This window comes from Oceaniferula marina (assembly GCF_013391475.1).
Taxonomy (GTDB): Bacteria; Verrucomicrobiota; Verrucomicrobiia; order Verrucomicrobiales; family Akkermansiaceae; genus Oceaniferula; species Oceaniferula marina.
The window spans coordinates 44157-65810 of sequence record NZ_JACBAZ010000003.1; the positions used below are offsets into that span (position 1 = coordinate 44157).

Sequence of the window (21654 nt, forward strand, 5' to 3'; positions counted from 1 at the left end):
TCGACCTAAGGACATTAGAATTATTCCTTCGGAGTCACTTTATAGAGCTTCGAACCATGTTTAGGAACGATTACTGAATAGCTTTCTTCAGCATCGCCAAGGTCTTTGGAGGTCCATAAGTCTCTCACTTTACAAGTGCCTACTAGGCCGATGTCTTTAAAATTGAGTGTCATGTTAACTGGCTTTTCTCCATTTGGAGAATGAACATTAAACAAAGCCACGTATTTCTCCTTCGAATGAGGGACATCCGCCACCCATATACTAAGGCCATCCTTGTTTAAAATCTCACGGTTGCCTGTACTAGCCTGATTGACAGCCATGACCTCTTTATTATTGAGTAGAGACAAGGTGAACTCATCATTGCTAGGAAGGTCACCACCAAACATCAGAGGCGATCGAAAAATACTCCAAAGGGTCATCAGTGTGATTTGCTCATCTTTGGATAGCTTACTCATTCTATCTCTACCGCGCTCACCACGAATTGAGAGCCTACCAAGTGGAAGCATATCAGCATCTGGCCAATGCCCGGTGCCTACATGCTTTGACCAGGACCTGCAAAGAGCAAAGCTATGCTCAACAGACTTCCAATTGTCCCAAAGATCACCTGACATACGCCATAGATTCGCGTGCCCTTTGAGGTGTTCGGCCTCACTCAATGGAGACTTTCCAGGTGAGGTACTAAATACAATGCGGCGTCCCGTTTTATCAATCGCCTTACGGATCATTTCGATCTCATCTTTGTGATACGGGAAAGAGAGATCGTCTACCTTGACATAGTCAACACCCCACTCGGCATACATTTTAAAAATAGAATCGTAGTATTCCTGTGAGCCCTCACGTCCCGCTTCCACTTTATACATGTCTTTTAACCACCGGCACATCTTTTCCTGACTATGCACATCCGCAGCCTTGGCAGTACTACCAAGAATGGGAGTGTTCTTCTTGACCGCCGCAATGGGAATACCACGCATGAGGTGAATACCGAACTTCAAGCCCTTGCTGTGAACATAATCAGCCAAGGGCTTAAATCCTTTCCCTCCTGCGGACGAAGGAAAACGATTGGTTGCTGGTTGCAGACGCCCGTATTGATCCATCACATACTGAGGATTATTCCTGTTATAGCCACCCGCCTTGGTATTCTCAACATACCATCGAATATCGACGACAATATATTCCCAGCCCGTGTCCTTAAGGTGTTTAGCCATATAGTCAGCATTCGCCTTCACCTCATCCTCCGTCACTGTGGGACCATAACAGTCCCAACTATTCCAGCCCATGGGAGGTGTCGAAGCCCATGCGTGAAAGGCTTTCTTACTGTTCTCTGAAACCGACTCCACAGAATTGGCCAAACTTACACTAACCGAGCCAATGAGCACAGTTCCTAGCATCTTATTTAATAGTCTCATAATCTTGAATAGGTATTTTAACTAGCAGTTCTTAGTCGCTCATGCGTCGTACTCGCTACCCTCTGAATCAAACAAGCTGCTCACTTGGAAGCTGCTTACTTGGTTCTTATCTATAAGCATATCGAAACCTATGGCTCGAAACAACTCGACACCCAGTTTACAGTAAACCCATCATCCCTTAAATCGTGGAATCGACTAAAAACAACAGATCCCCCTTAATAGAACACGTTCTCTTGATTTCCAATCAATTGCTTTCGGTTTTGACTAACGTATCCACAAAACCCGCTGAGAGTCGCTTCATTTAATATTCTTAAATTTGCATTTGTGCGCCCTCTATATTGAGTAACGTCACTCTCCATTTGAGTGAAATTAAGAACATTTATTCCACCTTCCAGCCACAATAGACTCAAGCTATCCGTGCAGATTTCCACACTTAGTGAAAACAACGTCGTGCCATGAATTTCGAAAAAGGTAGTTATTTTTTGATAGTGCCTGGCCATCACGCCAAGTAGATCACTTTTCTCATTTTCGTCTAGTAGATCAAAATTCAAGTCTTCCCTGAAATCAACCACATCTGGAATTATACCTTGATCAAACAGCTGAAATACAAGCTCTATCAAACATTCAGAAACAGTAATCACCATCTCAGTAAATAGCTTCGGTTGATTTCGATACACACTGACGATTTCCTGATCAGTATAAAGGTTGCGCATCCACCCTATCAGGCTCATTGAACCAAGCACTAAGGGCTTTTTTACATTACTTTTGACCCAATCCTGATGAATACCCTCACAAGTCTCTTTGATATACCGCCTGAGTATGTGAGACCCGCTAAAGCCAAATTGGTTTTTGGTCGTTCCAAGATCTGAGAGAAACACTTCAATTTTACGAGTTGGCTCACCCTTGTGGCCATCAATAAACTTATTCACAAGATCATTGCAAACGCATAAAGGAATCACAGTAAAACACTGGTCGATTCCTCTTAGAGCACTCATCGACTTTTCAGCATTTTGCCCCAGCTTAGAGGAACCCCAGCGTGATTTATCCTGCCATAATGAACCAGATACATTTTCAAGATCTTCAATAGAGGATCGTTCAAAATACATCGAAGCTATGGTGTTATTACTAGATCTTTCCATGGTTATTATTTATGCAGAGGTAACATTTCCGACTGGCGCATTTCGCCAACTCATTGGGTATTGCAATACGCAGGCGGAAAAAAAATTACCCCATCCCGCCTGCGCGTCTTGCAATAGAAACAACCACACACGTCGTTTCCAAAATAACTTAAGTAGTAAATACTGCCTTGCTTGCTCGCTTATTGATAGTTTGACTTAAATTTCCTGGTCTCTGTATAACTCGACGAGAAACGGTTATTTGAGTTCTAAGAATCTATTGACTCAACAAATAATCATAAGTCGTCTTCATCTGAAAGCTATATACAGACGTATCAACCAGATATCAACACACCCATAACTTTACAGTCAACTCGAACCCTTTTTTGAGGGAACATTCCCTCGTAATACTCCCTGTATTGGTCCCAGATCTATTCCTTGATGAACCTTATCGAAGCGCTGTCCCACTGCCGGGTAAATACTAACGGAACCCCAGACTTCATCCATGCTGCTCCTGATTGGCTGATGTTAACTCCTTTCGCTAGTCGCGGCCCTTGATCACCATCAGGCAAATTGATTTCATATACCGTGTATACCGACTGTTCATCCAATCCGGAAACAGGTGCATTAAAAGGCTTCGGTTGTTTGATCGGGTCTGTTTGAAAGGCTAATATCAAAGCCTGCTTTTGATCTTGGGAAACGTAATTGAGTGAAGGTGTTGGTGAGTCCTTCGGATGCGCATGACGATATTGATTTCCTTGCTGAACAACAGCTCTGATCTCCTTGTAAGCAGCGATACCAGTACGGGCCGCGGCAAGATAGTCAGGTGACGATTTACGGGTATCCACTTCCATGCCTAATTGGCCCATCATAGAAACATCAAACCTAAACTTAGGAGTCACCTTTCCACCACCGGCGTGAGTCACATGTCCCGTAATAGCCAAGGGAGGCATGAATGATGAAAAATTCCATTGCGCGTGCAGCCTATATCGAGGGTCAGTGAAGTCACTGGGCCAAAATGTATGGCCATAACGCATCGCGCCAAAGTTTGCCCTACCTCCTCCTGCACCACAGGCCATAAAATCGACCTTTGGATGAGCCTCGACTAAACGCTTCATGACGCTCAGATACCCATAGTTGTATGCATTTATCATATTCCCTTGATTCTTAGCTCCAAGGTAAGGAGAATATGGGTTATTAATGTTAGAGTTAGCATCCCATTTAACATAACGAATATCTGGGTACGAGCTCAATACATCATTCACGACTTTAAACATGTGGTCTTGAACTTCAGGGTTGGCGACATCTAAGACATATTGCCGGCGCTGAGCTGCAAGGTGTCGTCCTGGGTTTTTCATGACCCACTCAGGCTTATTTTTATACAACTTACTTTTAGGGCTTACCATTTCTGGCTCAAACCAAATACCAAACTCAATATCAAGCTTTTTGGCTTCTTTCATGATATTGGTTAAACCATTTGGGAAACGCTTCTCATTAAACTCCCAATCGCCTAATCCATACCCAGCTCTCACTCGGGCTTCTGAGCCATTACCAAACCATCCATCATCGAGGACATACAATTCTATGCCAAGCTCTGCGCTATCTTTCATCATTTGAATAATAGCATCTTCAGTAACATTCATTTTGCACCCCTCCCACGAGTTGTTATCAACCGGGCGCAACCTGTCCCCTCCAGGTAAAAAATGCTTTCGCGCAAATTGGTGTAAATTGCGGCTCGCCGCGCCCATTCCAGCTTGGCTCAAACTATATATCACATGGGGTGAGGCTGTAGATTTTCCCGGTTCGACAACAGGGGGTTGAGATTGGTTAACCCCAATGGATGCTTCCAGCTCAATCCTTTCATTAATTTCAAATGAAAACTTTGAACTGCCTGGCCACTCTAATGCTGCGATCATACAAGGAACCTTTGTTTCGTCTGGAGCAGCGCCAAACCCCAAGACAAATGCGGGAATAGGCCCTGACTTATGGCGTATGCCGTCCCTGCTTTCCAATACCCTTATACCCATGTTCAATTTTTCACGAAAGGGTTCACCTGCTGTATGATATTCATTACTGCCATACCACTCAAGATGTATCCCTCGTTTTGCATTCCCACGGAAATACAAAGAGTCTAACCGAGGAACCTGCACAGATGCCTCCATGTCATTTTTCAATACGAGCCATTGCTCAAACGTGTTCTCATCGCGATAAGCTTTCTGGTGAAGCTCCACAGTGATGGGGTGTATACTATCTTTCAATACGACCTTCAGGTATTGCACCCCAGGTTTTGATTCAGTCAACGTATGAGACTGATAGGACAACTCCAAGCCATTGCTGCCATTGGACGTAATCACAGAAAGAGGGCTCAAGTAACGCGGTCCATTACCAAGATGGCAAGGAGTCGGTGAGAAAAGAGGGCCTCCCAATGGAGATTTCCATTTACCATCAGTAGAGCCTACAAAATCGAGATGGATCTTTCGACCTTTGTCCACTCTGTAGGCAAACTGGTAGTTTTGGGTTTCAATTTTTATGGCCTCATCAGCATTTGCAATGTTCAAGCAAAGACCTAAAGCCATCACGCCAACCACTCTAATCCATTGTTGTTTCATATCGTTATTTTTCGAGATTTAATCGCAAAGAGACAAGAACCACGCCGTGCGCGTTCACCTCCACAGAAAATTTTTCGCGAAATTCACCCAGATTTTTTTGCCTCCAAAGATCACGGACTATCCATGATTGATTCGCTAAACCTAGCTGTTCCCAACTGACCGTAATATTACGTTTTTCGTTCCCTAGGTTAAACACCCCCAGCGCATAGCTTCCATCCTCAAGCTGTTTCAACCATAATTCCCTACTCCCATTGACAGGAACTGCCGACTTACCTAGTGGATCCTGATTCACATCAATCACCTCACTATTACTCAATAAGCCTAGTGTAAAGTCATCCATACTTTCCACATCACAACTGATGAGTAACGGCGCCGACAACAGAGACCAAAGCGATACATGTGAATATTGCTCGTCTGGAGTTAACCGGGTTGGCTTGAGCTTACGGACAAATTGATTGGGCACACCAAACATCCCCACTTGTAACATATCGGGATCACACCAATGCCCTGGTCTAGTGTAAGGAATCCATTGCGGTTTCTTAAAACCGTTTTTCAAAATTGAACTCCATCGATCATGTATATCGCCCCCCGTTCGCCAAAGATTGGCCAACTCGCTTAGCTCTTTAGCTTCTGAAAATGGAGAATTATTAGAAAGACTATAGACAATATCACGCCCACTCTGTTGTAGATCTGAAAGTAAACGCTTTGTGGTAGGGACATCATTCGGCTTCCAGTCATATTTTACATAATCAAAGCCCCACTCAGCCCACTGTTTTGCGTCTCGGTCACAGAACCAATGTTCACCAACTCGATTTAATTTAAGTTTGATCACATTCGGACAACGGCCATACACCTGTGTGGGTTGCACCCTTTTTTCTGGTGCCACGTAAAGCTCCGGGGATTGACCCGTTGTATTCAAAGAAGTTCCTCCAATAAATCCAGCATAACTCCCCATCCATGGTGTTGAGTAAATACCAATTTTTAAACCATGACTGTGGACATTCTCACAGAGTCCCTTCATATCATCAAAGCGTGCATTTCCCTGAATAGCTTTCAGCGGACCACCCCGCTCACCTTGCCAGCAATCATCAATATTTACGTAGGTCCAACCGTGGTCAGCAAGCCCCTTATCAACAAAAGCCTGAGCCACATTTTTAACCTTTTCTGCACTGATCGATTCTGACCAACAGTACCAGCTATTCCAACCCATAGGCGGAGTCAGGGCCAAGGTGTCACCCGACACAATTCGTAGCTCCCGCTTAGCCTGACCATACTCATTTTTTGCATGAATTGTAATCCGGTATTCACCTTTCTTTGAGGGAACAGTCCCCCGTAATATTCCCTTTTTAGGGTCCAGCACTATCCCCTGAGGTAATCTCTCAGCACGAAACTCAATAGGCCGCTTACCGGTAGTCGGAATTCTAAATATAAACGGTTTTCTAGGCGTCCCTCCAACTACTTTTGCACCGTTAATCTTAGGAGCAGGTCCAGGCTTGGGAGTCAAAATATACGCTGCGTAATTTGGCGTCCAAACTTGAGGGGTTGGAGCCTTAGCTCCGTATGTAAATTTTGCATTAACCCAATTGGCATGATCATAACTATTTCCATCCACACCGGCATCGACCACCAATCTTATTTCTTGAATTCCAGCCAATGGAACATTTACCTGTTTGGCCTTTTCACCCGCTGACATAAAGCCACTTTCCCAAAGAGTTTTTCCATCGCCGACAACTTTGAAAGAACACCCTGATTTTTTACCTTTGTCGGACTTACCTATTTCACTGTCTGAAACGCCCACTGAACTCGTAAAATTGATGGTTTTATCAGGTATCATATACACCGCTCGGGAATTGGCGTGCGTGCCTATTCCACGTTGGTATTTGACGCCTCCTATCACCAAGTCCAATCCTGTGACGCTCTTATTCTTTTGAGGTTTTCCCCAGTCTTGTTTAATATGAGAAACCCCAAGATCATCTAGCCACACCTGAGAAACATCTAGTTCTTCGTGTTGGCCAACCTCATTTTGCCCTAGAAGTAAACTACTCGATGCAGGGAGAGATGTAGATAGAAAGCCAAGAAATAGAAGGCACACAGCCCCAATAAGCCCCTTTTTACAAAAGTTGCTCTCACTTTGATTTCGGGCTAGTTTTTTTTTATACTTATTGTGTGATTTATTCTTCATGGTCTTCTATTTTAGTTTGATTCGCGTTATTTAAATTTTACCGCCTTGTAAGTATGAAACAGGGGTCATTGTAAATGATGACTACCTCAACTTACTCGACTGCCATTACTTCCATCTAGAGCTCTCGAGCATTACAAAACACAGACGGGAAAGAATTGCTCCTAACCCGCCTGTGCATCTTGCAATAGAAACAAACAAACACGTTGTCTCCGAAATTTTTACTTAGGTTGGCATATGTCCTCTTGATATCACCACTACTTACAGCGCAGTTTAAACGGCATCGCTTTCGTTTTATCCGAGGTAAAAACAAGATCGATAAGATCCATATTCCCCTCGTGCTTTTTGATGGTTGCCCCATCACAAGAAACCACTTTGCTGCCGTTACATGCGACAGTGAGAACAAAATCCTCTCCTTCGACAACATTGGCCTGACCACTTAAGGTTTTTTTCTTGTTATCCCATGTGACATTCTTGGTGTCCATCATGCCTTGCATGAAGTGGCGGTTCGTCGATAGCATCTGAGGATGAGCGGAAACTTTGCGCACTGAAAGCATGGCAACTTCACCACCTCTCAACTTCGATTCAAGATGCTCACTGCCCTTCAACTTTCCAACATACTTTTGACTCCAAAAATCGAAGACATGATAGCTCGCGTTCTCATCCAATCCTAACGAACCCGTCTTCACTTGTGATCCAGCAAGAGGCGTCTTAATCGCTTTCTCTCCATCCTTGTCATTATTAACAAGTAGCACTTGATTCCATCCTTCCGTCACTTGGTAATCATAAATCTCGGGGTGCTTCTTACCCAGAAGCATGTCCACAGGTCGGGGTGACCTCGTTCCTCTTATCATTGGGTAAAGGCGAGTAACGTCATGGATCATCTCATCGGTCATCTGACTAAACGAACTTCCAATTTCTAGTCTGCCCGATAAAAAGGCGATTAAGGTCAAAAATGATCTCCTCTTATAGGTGGGGATAGGTTTTCCATGACTAAAAAATGATTTTCCGTCTGGATAGTAGAGGTAAACACTTCTGCTCTTATACCAGCGAAGGCCGATACGAGACGCCATCTCAGGCTCAAAATGGCTAGCATCGCCCCAAACACGTTGGAGGTCGACAAGCCCGGCCGTTGTATCCTGACGAGGAGCTCCCATAATTCGCTCATGAATGAAAGCGTCTTCCCCTAAACCTTGACGGCAAAGGTCATACATTTCACGATATGCAGAGGTGCTGGTAAATGTCTTATCTTCAAAACCTCCGGTCGTGATCCAAGCCGTTTCAGGGTAATCAAATTTGACACCATCCAGACCATCCTTACCAAGGCGTGTCCACATTTTTAATGTGTAATCTCGGAAGCCTGGGTCAGTAAAATCAAACTTCACAAGCGGCGAACTATGACGGTGTGCCACGTGTAACTGTGAGATGTCATTGTTCAACATCCACTCGGGGTGTTGACGGGCAAAATCATGAGACGGCATATTCGCTTGGAAGTAAGTAAATGTCTTACCTCCTAAGTCAGAAACAGCCCCACAGAATTTAGCAAACGTCTCGTAAGGTTTTTGGAGCGACCCTTTACCAGTCCCAATTTCATCTTTGCTAACAGGACCACGAATTCCACCTGGACCATATTTTTGCCAATGTTTGTCGTCCCACCATCCTTGCTGTGAGTTCCCCTGATCACCGGCACAATAAAAATCAGGCTCTAGACGCACGGCGAGCGGTGTGTATTTCAGCAAGCCTCGTTTCTTTGCCAGCTCGAGTTGATTCACCATTCCAGGTGAGTTATTAATCGGCAGACCTTCACCCAAGTGTGTTGTCGATACCATCCAGCCACACAATGTTGGAAAATCATAATTATTGGGCTTGGCATTGTTTGCCTTACGCAAAGCCATTCCATATTTCTCAAGAGCGACAAATGGGTCACTTGTAGAAAAGTCTAAATAGCAAGTATCAGGCGAGTAGTAAGTCTTTCCACCTTCAATTTGCTTACCCTGTGGGTCCCAACACTTCATACTGAGGTATTTAAACTTCCTTTTGTCCTCTTGAATTTCAACCCAACGTCCAAACTCGTTATACTTCAGGCCTCCAGCCACCAAGGACCGGCGTATGCCTTTATCTTCGTAAGTTAGCATCACTCCGTTATGGGCGCTCATTTTCCAGTTTTTCTCAACGAGATTTGCCTCACGGCCGGCACCACTTCTCAATACGCGTGGGTTTTCAACCGTCTGACCATTAAATAATCCCCCCATCGTTATGACCTCTGCATGTTTAATACGCACAGGGTATTTAAACTGGTTTTTGATTCCCCATCCAAAGACCACAAACTCATGCTCTTGATAAAGACGAATCGTTTGGATTTTAATTGGATCATATCCTGGTCCTGGAGTATGCATCACATACACCGTTGTCCCCTTACCAAACTCATCGACATCATCCTTTTTCGTCCAAGTAATTTTTAGCGATTCAGGCTTCCAACGAGCGCTTCCGGTGGTTTCATCGATGCCAAAACTAGCATCTTTAAAGATCACGGTATCGGTCCGCTTGTCCTTTCCTGAGTAGCGTCCACTCTTTAAGTCAATTTTAATTTCTGCATTGGCATTTTGAAGCACCAGCAATCCACTCTCTTCTTTAACCGAAACCGAGGTGCGTGTGAGTTCAGCGTTTTTCGACTGAGCCACTTGAGAAACTTTCACATCTTCCGCCAATGCGCCCTGAAATGAGATGTTCATAGTCACTCCTAGAAGCAGGAGGTTTTTAAACTTATTTTTCATCATACAATTTTAATTTATTATCTTATTAATTCGTTAGTTATTCTGAACATCGTCACACAGCTTCCAACTAAATCGTAATGGCAAGCACTTCTAGTGACCCGGCATGACGATTTCAACTTTTTCTGATCACGCTTCAACTTTACAGTATAGTAATGATTTCCCTGTGCCGCAGTGTTGATTATTTAATTTGAAACTTGGAGATGTGGTTTACTTCATCGTTCTCGCGATTCATGAGCCCAGGAAAGGTCATGTCGAAGTTAACGATTAGAAGTTCCTCACCTCGAATAATAGGTTCACATGGTTGGTCAAGAAGCCCAGTTTCACCAGTATCATCAGCATTCTGCCAAAGTCGTTGCATGGAGTTCGATGTGATATCGTAGATCCACACTGAATTCATGGCAGAGTTCGTCAGGTAAATTTTATTGGTCTCTTTATCACAGATGATTCCGTCGCAGCACTCGAATGCTGGGTCATTAATGATGCGTGTAGTTTTTTGAACTGACCCATCCTTATGGAAAGATGTCTTAAAAACCTGACCATCACCAAAAAGGCCGCAATACATGTTGCCCGCTTTGTCGAAGGTCACACCATCTGCACCGAAACCCGTTTCTCCCGTATATGTCACGAGGAGGTGTTTTTTCTTATCAACCTTGAGTGGAGCACCTTTGAGCTCGTTGATATGAAACCGGTAAACTCCACTCTGGTTCTTCTTGCCCTCGAGTGTAATAACTGTATCTGAAAGGTAGAGGTAATCACCTTGCCAGCGGACAGCATTTGAAAGTTCAGTACCTTCAATGACTACTTCACATTGGGTAGGTTTACCGTTTTTGTACCGAAGGCGGAGGACGCGCGATTGGTGGTCAGTATTGCTGAAATACTGATTGTCTGCGATATACAGGTGTCCGTCGGGACCAAACCCGATTCCCATCGGGTGTACCATACCTGTTACCTTACTAGGAGGAAGATCATTAAAACTGTCGATAATATTACCTTTAGCGTCAAGGGTTACTATTTTTGATCCGCCTACTTTCTTGTAGTCGATGTAATTTGGAACCGATAGGACGATATTGTTTTGAGCATCCAGAGCAAGACCATCAGGAACGGTAAAGGTGTCTCCCAGATTAGAAAACATTGAGGGCTTCACCTCAAGAGATTCTTTTTTGAATGTAGGGCTTACAGCCGAAACTGTCAGTGATAGAGCTGAGCATACACACGCTGTGAGAATAGAATAGTTGATCATTTTTTATTAGTTTGTGTTAATTGATTATAGTTACATATATTGTTAGTTGACCTTGCCACATAATGTTGGCTCCATAACCCGCCAGCCAACCGGACACGGCGAAAACTATTTTACGGAGCGCAATTCGACACCAGTGTAGTTCTCGGGATCTACGTCATAGATAGGCCAGACGATCTCGCCAAGCTTCTGTTTATCGAGTTCTTTGTAGGCGGAAAACTCGTTAGAATTCATATCCAACCACATGGTAATTGTACGTATATCCTGCTGGGTAAACTTGCCCGCCTCCAATGACTTCTGATGGTTCTCGTTATAGAGAGCCTTACCCATGCGTGAGGCCCTAGCTCCAAATTCACCCGGGGTTGTACGACTGCCACCATGCTTAGCTTTCAGGTAACCATGCCCTAAATAAAAGGAGTATTTCTCCAGAGCTTTATAACTCATGTCTGTCGGCCCTGTTTTCATGGCGGCAGCTCTCTTCGGATCCGACTTCCACAGCGTCATTTTCTTCGTCGCCATCTCATTGTGGCAGGAGACGCACTTACTTTCAAGGATAGGCTTTATATGACGATGAAAGTTAAACATGATGTGATCATCAATTTCTGGCTTTAGGTCTGATGGTTCCCGCTTCAAGGCGAGTGGCGCATGACTGAGCTGAGGCGCCTGCTGTTTGCTCTCATGGCAGCCGATGCATGACATCATTTCTCCTGGGTGCACATAGGTTAAAGACCGCATGGATTGGACGGCCATCCCCTTCTCATCAAGCAGTTGAAAATAGATCGCTTTCCCAACCGGCGCTTTAAAATACACGCTGCCATCTTTCTCAACGGGAACCACGCCAAGCGGTATCCTAGCCATACTCTGGCTAGCGAACCCGATCCTCGGCTGATCAGACAGTGTAGTTGACTTAGGGATTACTTGAACAACACGGAGCTGTTTAATCTTAGCATTATCAGGAAGCTTTCCATGGTCATCAGTGGTATATACATTCATTACGCTGATTGTGGCACTCGGAGCATCCTTTGTGGCCCGCTCACCCTGATAGGTCTTGCAGGGAACCACCGGCGGCTTCTTTCTAGCCTTGAGTGGTATTGGGTCAATCGGCCTTAGGCCATTCGTTAACTTGCAGATCAGCTCTCTATTTCCAAATTCATCTAAAAGGCAGATGCTGTCCTTATAATTACAAAGGTAAAAACTCTCACTTAGCGGCCAAGCGGTACCAAAAGCCATATCATGCCAACTCCTGGTCCTTGTCTCAGACTCGGGAAACAGGTAGTCAGGAGTTATCCGCTTTACTTGGGACATCTTATTATCGTCCTCCACCTCAGTATCAATGATGATCAATGAGCCAAATGATTGGCCGTGATGAGGGCCAGCAGTGGCAATGTACTTATCCGAACCTGGTATGCTACGACAATTAAACTCCGCCCATGGTCGTAGATGCAATCCTTTCACCTTTTTAGTGTCGCCAACGGTGCTCAGCGGTAGCGCATAGTTACCATGGAAAGAGCGTGGGTTTCTTCCATCAGGCGCACAATGCCACATATGATGGCTAGCATTATGATCCCTATCGAGATAATCCCAGCGCGTGTAAACAAGCATGCCGTTATTGTCGACGCTTGGCTGAAATTCGTTGGTTTCGTGGTAATCAATGGGATACATGTCACTGCCATCCGCTTTCATGGAAAACATGGTAAAGGTAGGAACTCGACGGCCGTGGCACCTGCCATATCCAAACCTGCCAGCACTCATAAAAACAATTCTTCCGTTAGGTAACCAAACGGGGTCAAATTGATCAACTCCACTATCCGTTAAACGAGTGAGGCCAGAGCCGTCCACCCCAACCTTAAACAGGTTAAACGGAGCCGCAGGATCCCATTTTTTATTTCCACCGGAACTCCAACCGAAGATGATCGTTTTTCCATCCCAAGATAAGTCAGGTGAAATAAACGTGCCCTCGCTCATCAGGCGCCCCTTATTGGTACCGCTCGGAACTTCAAGTCCTGCGACGACGTCGATGATTTCAGCGTCTTCCGACTTCCAATTCTTGATGATGAAAAGGCCGCCACCCGTTTTAGCGTTATGACCATAGTATTGATCACAGAAATGATCGCCATCAATTTCCCTCTTCCTTTTTGCATGGTCGTTCAGAACTCCGCGTGCCACAAAAAGAATAGAGTCAAAATCAAGAAGTGGGTTGGAAAGGGCCACCTTTCTGGTGCTCTTCTTAAGTTCACTGTAGCTCTCCAGACCAGCCTTTTTACCCTTGGCCACAGAGAGAAGCCTCTCTGCTTCAGCAAGATCGGGCGCGTTATCCATGCTTTTCAGCTTCTTGATTAGAGCATCCAAGCGGCGAATACCCACATCATTTGGATTCTTATCCGACGCCAGTTTCATGGCCTGAATATTGAAAGCCTGTTCAGGCGGGAACGAATATTTAGCGGCATTTATTTTTGCGATCTCGTTGTACTGAGAGTTCCAGTCTGCATGTATAACGTCCGACTTGCCGCATTCAACATCCTTAGTATAATCTACTAATGCGCCATCTTTTCCGTTTTCAACGGCGGAGAAGCTCCACACAGGGATACATGTCATAGCTGCGATGACAGCGGTAAGTTTCGGTCTCTTCATGGTAAGAATTTACTTTTTAGGTGAGATGATCGAGAGCATCGCGTAAGAGCGACATTGCGTTACCTCAAATAACATTGAGCGTTATCTGTAATACGTCTAAAATATCGACTCTTACTTTATTTTGAGATTGATGCAACTTTACAGTAAATCCAAGAGCACGACAACACAGGTTAGCACAATTTAGTTCACTGAGATTCTGAGGCGAAGAAACTTGTTGCCCTCTGTCATTGGCTGAACAAGACGGATGGTGACCTCTTCAGTACCATCACCATTATTTATGACAGCTCCTAATGTCGTGACGGAATCGTCCCCTGGATCAATATCCCAATCTTCGAGATTGTCACTGACTTCAATCTGATAGCTCGCATCCGTAGCCTCAATGCGCCGATTAAACGAAATCGCAGAATATTGATCTGAGTCGATTTCAACGATCTTAGCCCGCGTCATACTACTTGACGCGGGAACTACAATGTCCAGACCGAGGGCATAAGATACAATATTAGGTATGTCTGATATGTAGGTATCTCCAAGAGGGTTTATGAGATGATGTGTCGCCATCCAGGAGGCAAAAGGGCCCTCGGTTTCAAGAAATCCCGGAGTTCCCATCGTAGCGTGACTAGCTCTCCAATTGCTTGAAAGAGTGTGATCAGGTGCTGTCTCTGGCCTAATGAGTGTCAGGGATGAGCCATCTCCATCAGGAGAAGTTGGCCAGGGGGCATTGTCACTGTAAATAAAATCATGAATGGCCGTGCCTGAGCCAAAAGAGAGCTTGATCTGCTCACCTCCATTACTCAGTCTTTGATCAGAATCCCACTCGCCAGCAATGGGAAACTCGCTGCCGTAGCGGAAGGTGAAAGCAGCTGTGTTTTTCACAACCAACACAAACTCCTTGGGCCCTAAACTCGTCACACTCCCTGAAGAGAAATCAAAATCTACCCCCTTGGTGAATCGAACATCCATGAGATCCAGTGAAAGTGTCTCACTAATGTTGTGAAGTTCAATATACTCGAAATCTGAGTTGGAAAAACCTGCCGCCGTTTCAGGTCCACTCGCATCAGCAGGGTGATACATGAACTCAGAGACCATCAAATTATCTTTAAGAGTTCCGTAAGCCAGTGGTAATCCTGCCGTGAATTCAACGGGTAAAGACCAGTGCCCCCAACGGCCACTGGAGTCCTTATGACGAACACGGGCACGGTACGTATGCCCTACTTTCAATGCTCCATTGGGGATATCGATCAAACTATTAAACGACGTCAGTTCGCCAGAGCCCCAAATTAAATCATTTTCCAAAATAAATTCCTTAGCCGCTTCCCAACTGGGAGCCAAAGGGTCCTCTATTTCACCTATTCTCCATTCCATGGCGGAGAAAGTTCCATTTCCCTGAGGGTCACTAAATGCGCTACTCTGAAACTCTAAGGCGTCTGTAGGAAATCCGGCAGCGCCAGTGTAAGTAATCGATGGAGTAACGGGAAGTTTCCCCGCGTCTAGAGCGTCTGAAATTGAATCCAAAAAAGAAGCTCGACCACCATCCCCCACTCCTGGGCCGCTTCCTTCATTCCAGCCAGTAAAAGCAAAGCCCTTCATGCTTGTTACCTTTTCGGACAACGGGTCATCATTCGCAGTCCCTTCGCTACTAGGAGCATTGCGCCAACGATCCTGATCAGCCTTTGATAGCTCTGATAAAAAAACCTCAAAATGATCAAGCAAATTATTGATCTGATCAGGCTGCCAAACTAGATCTCGAAACGAACGTAACACATTACGGTGCGCAATTTTCATATCTGATTTATCAATATAGGGTTGCCCATCTATTTGAACGTGCCCGTATAGCCCATTGTTTGCATGATCCCATCCCTCGTTAAAGCTTGGCCCCCATGAGGCATCATAGTCATAGGGAAGCTGCCAGAGCTGACCGCGCGTAGGATCATTACCTACAGGGTCAAAGTACCATACTACATTCTTCAGGCGGTGCCGACCTGTTGGTTCAGGGAAAATATCGTAATGACGAATCGCTTCGCCAACCGCCGAGTAGCGATACCATTGGTCATAATTAACATGCTCATTCAGCCAGTTGGCAGTCTGTCCACCGTGCAAATTAAAGCGTATATTATCAAATTCCGATCCATCGCTAACCATATCAGAAGACTGGTAACGGCGTTGCCGATCAGCATCGAATATGAAATCTGATAGTTTATACAAATTTCCTTTGGTCATATCTCGCGACTCAAGAAACCTAACATCATAGCGTTCTTGCGCGATTTGAATCCCCCAAAAATCCCCACCATACTGATCAGGAGCCTCGGAGGCATCATCAACGACTCGGAACTGGAACCAGTGAGTCTTCTGAACAGGCACTCCCATGGTGCGGTACAGCCGCTCACCCATTTTTTCGGTCAATCCCCAAGCATTCCCACCCTTGGTACCATACATCCGGCTGACGTTCAAAACACTCCACTTGCGCTTGTAAGGTTTCCCCTCATTGTTATGAGCCGCAAAATAATATCCCTTATTAAATTTGAACTTATAGTGCCGTTTCCCCTGATGAAAACGCCCATCAAAATCACCGTAGCGACTATTCCCTCCACGTAGTCTGACCCGGACATGATCATAAACAACACCATCATAAACCATCGCTCCTTCCCAATCATAGGCACGCCGGGCGGCGAGTTCAGCATCGGTACCATTATTAGTAAACTGCTGACTCCCTTCGTATGCTTGTAAGGTCTGCATATCCTGAGGCCTAATCAGCCAATGATAAACTGGCACGCGGCTAATGGCTTCTTTAGGCCATACATGACCAGCTCCATCAGGATGAACAGAGGCCGTAGAGGCGGTGTAATCAGGAACGCCATTATAGACAAAGTACGCAAAATTTAATGAAGCATCATCTTCATAGGGCACTAGTGCAGAGGTCCCTTCACTATCAGTAATCTGAATTCGGTATCTTACCAGAGTCCGATGAGCTTGTGCTGGCAGCGAAACGGTATAAACATTGTCTCCAGCCACTGCGTCTCCGTTTGTCCCGTTATCAACCATGACTAAATGAGTCCAGTTGGCCGGATTTTCGAACTCATCATTTAGCGGCGGAGCATCTTCTGGGTTTGCTAGAATCTCCGACACGGAGCGTGGAGTACGGGACGGAACAAAAGCTCCCGGCATCACGGTTTGATAGCGAAGCTCAACACCATCAACACCTTCAGGATCAGTTACTTTAGCGGTAATAACCACAGATTCACTACTAATAGGAGCTTGAGGAGAGTGGTCAACCTGCCGAATATTGGGGGCTACACTACTCGTAAACACTCTATTCTGCTGCCCAGGAGAAGGGCCTGTTTCTGCAGTCAATGGTTGAGCTGGACGAACAACTTCAATATCAAACCCAAGGTCACTACTATCCAGCTGAGTATTAAAAACTTGGACTGTGATTGTATTGTTTCCTGCGACAAGAAACTCTGCGGCATTTTGAATCGTCACAGCTTCATAAGTACCTTCATTGAACTGGTTGGTGGCGAGCCCCCCGATCAAAGCATCTCCATCGAAACGCTTTCGCTCGACCTCAACGCCATTAATCCAAATAACCATTCCATCGTCTGAGGTGGAATTAATCCTAATAGTAGAAGGAATCTCACCTTCTGCGATAGCAAAAGTATTGCGAAGAAAAATACACCCATAATTATATCGCATCCCTGTGATCGTGGTATTTAAAGTGACCCCTGTGACATCACCGTAACCAATCGGCAATTGTTGGTTTGCAGCCCAAGAGCCATCCTCAACGAAATTAGGTTGTCGCCACTCTGATACCGGCATTGACGCCTCAGTATCGCCTGCACGCCAACTCCACCCAGTGGACTGAAACCCAAGTAATGTCGATTCACTAACTTCGGAGAACAACGGAGAAGCTCGCCAAGAACTGCCCAGATCATTATCTAACAAATGATGAAGAAGCTCCATGGAGGAGCCTTCACCTGATGACGCCACAGGCCAGGGAAAACCCACTTTATAGTCAACCTGATCAACAGTCTCCCCCAACCCGTTGAGCAACCTAACTCCTTCACCGTCACCGTTCAGATTGCCTGACCATGGCCCGTGCGCGATGACGCCAAACGCGGCCTGAATGGTCGCTGGGCTCTTCGCAAGAACTATGTAGGCCCCTGGCGCGAGTCTCGCGCCATTGGGGAACGTATAATCAATTCCCTTATCGAATCGCCAGCCCGCGAGGTTAACCGAACTTACCCCCGAATTGTAGATTTCAATAAATTCGCCATTCAGCAGGTTGTCATCAGGATCATAATGAATTTCGTTGATGACGATACTTGTCGAAGCCGTGATCACATTAAGCGTAAAGGATCTCTCAAACGATAAACCATCGCTGTCTGTGACACGGATACGGATGGAAAAGTCGTTACCAACCTCTGATGAAAAATTAGCTTGGGCCAGTAATTCATCGCCGCTAATGCTAAACAACGAATTGTGAGTGGCCCCTGATCCTGGAACCAGTGCGTAATGATGGGTATCACCGCTGTCGGTATCTTCAGCCACTATTTTAGCAACAAATGAACCTGTTCTCGTCGTCGTCGGAATTTCAATAGAGCCTAACGAAATATTTGCCGGTGCCTCCGCCGCCGCGAGATGATGAGACGTCACCCCAACGATCAGTAATATAAACAGGATAGCTACTTTCATGCGATGGTGGTGCGAGAATAAGCTGGTTTCAGCGACTACTAGCTCAAAACTAATTTGACGTCATAAGAATACGGCGGCCCCCCATCCCTAGAACATATTTGTGGAATAGAGCTCATGAGGTGAAGTATTATCACACGCATGATTAATGAAACATGACGAAGATCAACAACCTAAAACCTTTACAGTAAATCTTGCAATCATCCATGCAAACATACCTTCCCTGTCTCAGGGATTAGCCAGATCACATGCTAAGAGGTCAAGGATGAAATTTACTGTAAAGCTAGGCTTCTCATTATTGCTTTGCGCTTAATAACACCTCCTATAAAAAACATTTGAGAGATAAAATCTTTGGGGAAAATTCTCCCGCAACCCAAGAAAGCACACAAATAATCCAAAAGCTAAGCTATGATAACAACCAACAAACCGGAGCTTGCACCACCCAGAACAATGCGCTCAACCACCTCACTCAAAAACCCAAGATCTAACATGAACGAAGGCAATCTATTTATTAAATCAGCCGCAGTTTTGATGTGCTCAGTCACATTATTAGATAGTGCTCTATGTGAAGAAATGATCAACGTGCAGGCCAACACAAAAACCATTGCATCTAAGCTTTCATCAATTAATGCTACAGAAGAAAATGGAATTATTGTTTTTGAGAATCAACATAACCAAGTTTTAGTGAATCTAAACAATGGGAAGTGGTCGGTAAAAAACAGGACCGATAACTCATGGTGCTTTAAAGATGCCGACTTTCGAGTTGATCAAACAGCCTATAACTGGCAGGAACCACAGATTAAAATAGAGTGGGGAGTTAAAGCCTATCATTCAAAATTTGGCGAAGGCAAAGAGCTCACAGTGACATACACTCCGGAGCAGGGATACGATCCGTGCAGAAAATTGATTCTGAGACTTTATCAGAAGCAATCTTTTATTGAAGTCGCATGGGGAATTAAGAACCGTTTTGAATATCCAGTTAAAGTTGCCAATATCGATCTCGTTTCAAGAGGTCAGTTGTTTGAAGGGCAAACGGTTGAAAAACCGATGGTGCTACGTAGTGGCTCTGGTGCCGAAATGAACAGAATAGAAAATAAGTGGGAAATCAACGCTCTCAATGGTGCTATGCTAACATATTTGGATAGTGGCAAGCGAAGAACGATGGTAGTGGCGGGTCTTAAGTATAATGAATTTGGACGAAAGGTAGAATTAAAGAACCATCGCGGGTTTAAACACATGAACCTACAAGTGTGGGACCCACAGGGGAAACAGATTGACCCCGGCAAGACATACATTTCGCAAGATAGTGTGTATCTAGATTTTACAACAAAAGACCCTTTTAAGTCATTAGAGAGTTATGGCTTAGCGATGCGCGAAGCAAATGCGGCTAACCCCAATGTTTACAATTTCCCATCACTTTGTGGTTGGATGATTTCTACAACGCGCTTCGGAGAAGGGCTAGCGATCAACAACTCTGTTGACATGATCGGTCAGGCAAAATTGGCGAAAGATAGAGGGTTCACCAAATATGCACCACTTGCGGTCCGTCTAGAGCCTGATTTTTATGGACCTGGAGACTTTGGAAACACTCAACAAGGCTGGTGGGATGATGAACATTGGCGTAAATATGGTCCTGGAGGAATGCGCGGCCCAGAGAAACGATCGATGATCGGAACTGGTAAAGGCTCATTACGAAAGCCTTACGACACCTTTGCAAAATTTAGTAAAGGGGTCCATGACCTAGGCTGCACGGTATTAACCTATTTTCAATGCAATATCCCATCACTTGATTTCTGCCGGGCTCACCCAGAATGGATGCTCAATAATGATATTAGCCGGCTTCACCTAGACCACAGACTAAACTTATCTTATGTGAAGTATGATTACAGCGACCCTGGATTTCGTGAGTATATGCTCAAGACCTGGAAGCGTTTAAAAAATGAGGGGCTAGATGGAGTTAAATTTGACTATCCTGAGAGTTCTTGGATTGCCACTGGTGGGTTTGAAGATAAGACATTCACCACATCATCCGTTTACCGTGAACTTTTTCGACTTTGTCGAGAAGGGCTCGGAGAAAAGGCCTATATTCATGAAAGACAGTTGGGCGTAGGTGGAATACCTCAGCAGGACCTATCTGCCGGCATTGTGGATTTACAACGTGTTTGGTATGATGCAAATCACTTTGAGCCTGAAATGGCTACACGTATGGGACTACGTTGGTATAAAAGCCGCAGTGTCTTTCTCTACTATCCTGATGGTAAAACTTTCCACAATCGAGGTAAAGAGATCCCACAATATATGCAAAGAGCCTTTTTAACAGCCATTGGATTCATTGCTGGTCGTCTTGAAATTGGAACCTCCGTTGGAAAGATGACTGATGAAATGTTACATGACACTTCTCGACTCTACCCTATGTTTGGCGGGACTCAATCTCCACGTCCTGTCGATATGCTACTTGGGAAAACTCATCCGGAAACCTATGTTTATCAGGTCGATAAAAATTGGCATCAGGTCATGTTAGCAAACTATAATTCCAAAAAATCAGAGACCATTTCTGCCCCCCTTTCAGGAGACACCATTTCTACGGGATCTCTTGGGCTAGATGCCGATGCAGAATATCACGCCTTTGACTTCTGGAGTCAGAAATACCTTGGCAAGCTACAGGGCACTGACAAGCTTTCAATGGAATTACGTGTAGGAGAAGTAGCCATGATCTCTGTTCGCAAGGTCGCTACCCATCCGCAGATGGTTTCAACCAACCGTCACTTCATGCAGGGAATGATGGAGTGTCATGATATCAAATGGGCTGGCAGCACCCTTTCAGGCAAGGTCGATGTGATTGAAGGTGATGAATTTGTTCTGACAGTAGCAGGTAATGGGCTCACTCCAAAATCATGCGAAGGCGCAACAATTCGCCCACGAACTGATGGATTGATCGACCTCGTCTTCAAAACAACTAAAAGCGAGACTAAAGCGTTTAAAGTTATTTTTAAGTAATTACCTCCTCAGAAAATGGCAGC

The 21654-nt window shown here is 45.0% G+C and carries 9 protein-coding genes; 1 reads left to right on the plus strand and 8 read right to left on the minus strand.

Annotated elements, in window-relative coordinates; all coding sequences use genetic code 11:
- Window positions 1–20: 20 nt before the first annotated feature.
- From HW115_RS08405 to HW115_RS08440, 8 genes are all read right to left on the minus strand, one after another.
- Entirely contained in the window at window positions 21–1406 is a 1386-nt protein-coding gene (locus HW115_RS08405; protein ID WP_178932177.1) for a glycoside hydrolase family 27 protein, read from the minus strand.
- 215 nt (window positions 1407–1621) lie between these two features.
- A complete protein-coding gene (locus HW115_RS08410) occupies window positions 1622–2545 on the minus strand; it encodes a hypothetical protein (protein WP_178932178.1) in 924 nt (307 codons plus the stop codon).
- Between the two features lie 407 nt (window positions 2546–2952).
- Window positions 2953–5130: an alpha-galactosidase gene (locus HW115_RS08415; protein WP_178932179.1), complete on the minus strand. Its 2178-nt coding sequence runs from the start codon at window positions 5128–5130 to the stop codon at window positions 2953–2955.
- A gap of 4 nt (window positions 5131–5134) precedes the next feature.
- Window positions 5135–7312 carry an NPCBM/NEW2 domain-containing protein gene (locus HW115_RS08420; RefSeq protein ID WP_178932180.1) on the minus strand — a complete coding sequence of 726 codons (2178 nt, stop codon included), beginning with the start codon at window positions 7310–7312 and terminating at the stop codon, window positions 5135–5137.
- A 254-nt stretch (window positions 7313–7566) separates the two neighbouring features.
- A complete protein-coding gene (locus tag HW115_RS08425) occupies window positions 7567–10086 on the minus strand; it encodes an alpha-amylase family protein (RefSeq protein ID WP_178932181.1) in 2520 nt (839 codons plus the stop codon).
- A 175-nt stretch (window positions 10087–10261) separates the two neighbouring features.
- Window positions 10262–11323 (minus strand): SMP-30/gluconolactonase/LRE family protein, encoded by a 1062-nt coding sequence (locus HW115_RS08430; RefSeq protein WP_178932182.1) that lies wholly within the window; start codon window positions 11321–11323, stop codon window positions 10262–10264.
- 105 nt (window positions 11324–11428) lie between these two features.
- Window positions 11429–13951: an HzsA-related protein gene (locus HW115_RS08435; protein WP_178932183.1), complete on the minus strand. Its 2523-nt coding sequence runs from the start codon at window positions 13949–13951 to the stop codon at window positions 11429–11431.
- A 180-nt stretch (window positions 13952–14131) separates the two neighbouring features.
- Window positions 14132–18637 carry a lamin tail domain-containing protein gene (locus HW115_RS08440; protein ID WP_178932184.1) on the minus strand — a complete coding sequence of 1502 codons (4506 nt, stop codon included), beginning with the start codon at window positions 18635–18637 and terminating at the stop codon, window positions 14132–14134.
- Between the two features lie 486 nt (window positions 18638–19123).
- Here HW115_RS08440 and HW115_RS08445 point away from each other — a divergent pair, with 486 nt between their 5' ends.
- On the plus strand, window positions 19124–21631 hold the full coding sequence (locus HW115_RS08445; RefSeq protein WP_178932185.1) for an alpha-amylase family protein: 2508 nt from the start codon (window positions 19124–19126) through the stop codon (window positions 21629–21631).
- Window positions 21632–21654: the final 23 nt, after the last annotated feature.

Bases quoted from the DNA above. Each gene is read 5' to 3' on its own strand.
- HW115_RS08415 (WP_178932179.1), bottom strand. From the start codon at position 5,130: ATGAAACAACAATGGATTAGAGTGGTTGGCGTGATGGCTTTAGGTCTT.
- HW115_RS08445 (WP_178932185.1), top strand. From the start codon at position 19,124: ATGAACGAAGGCAATCTATTTATTAAATCAGCCGCAGTTTTGATGTGC.
- HW115_RS08440 (WP_178932184.1), bottom strand. From the start codon at position 18,637: ATGAAAGTAGCTATCCTGTTTATATTACTGATCGTTGGGGTGACGTCT.
- HW115_RS08430 (WP_178932182.1), bottom strand. From the start codon at position 11,323: ATGATCAACTATTCTATTCTCACAGCGTGTGTATGCTCAGCTCTATCA.
- HW115_RS08410 (WP_178932178.1), bottom strand. From the start codon at position 2,545: ATGGAAAGATCTAGTAATAACACCATAGCTTCGATGTATTTTGAACGA.
- HW115_RS08425 (WP_178932181.1), bottom strand. From the start codon at position 10,086: ATGATGAAAAATAAGTTTAAAAACCTCCTGCTTCTAGGAGTGACTATG.
- HW115_RS08420 (WP_178932180.1), bottom strand. From the start codon at position 7,312: ATGAAGAATAAATCACACAATAAGTATAAAAAAAAACTAGCCCGAAAT.
- HW115_RS08435 (WP_178932183.1), bottom strand. From the start codon at position 13,951: ATGAAGAGACCGAAACTTACCGCTGTCATCGCAGCTATGACATGTATC.
- HW115_RS08405 (WP_178932177.1), bottom strand. From the start codon at position 1,406: ATGAGACTATTAAATAAGATGCTAGGAACTGTGCTCATTGGCTCGGTT.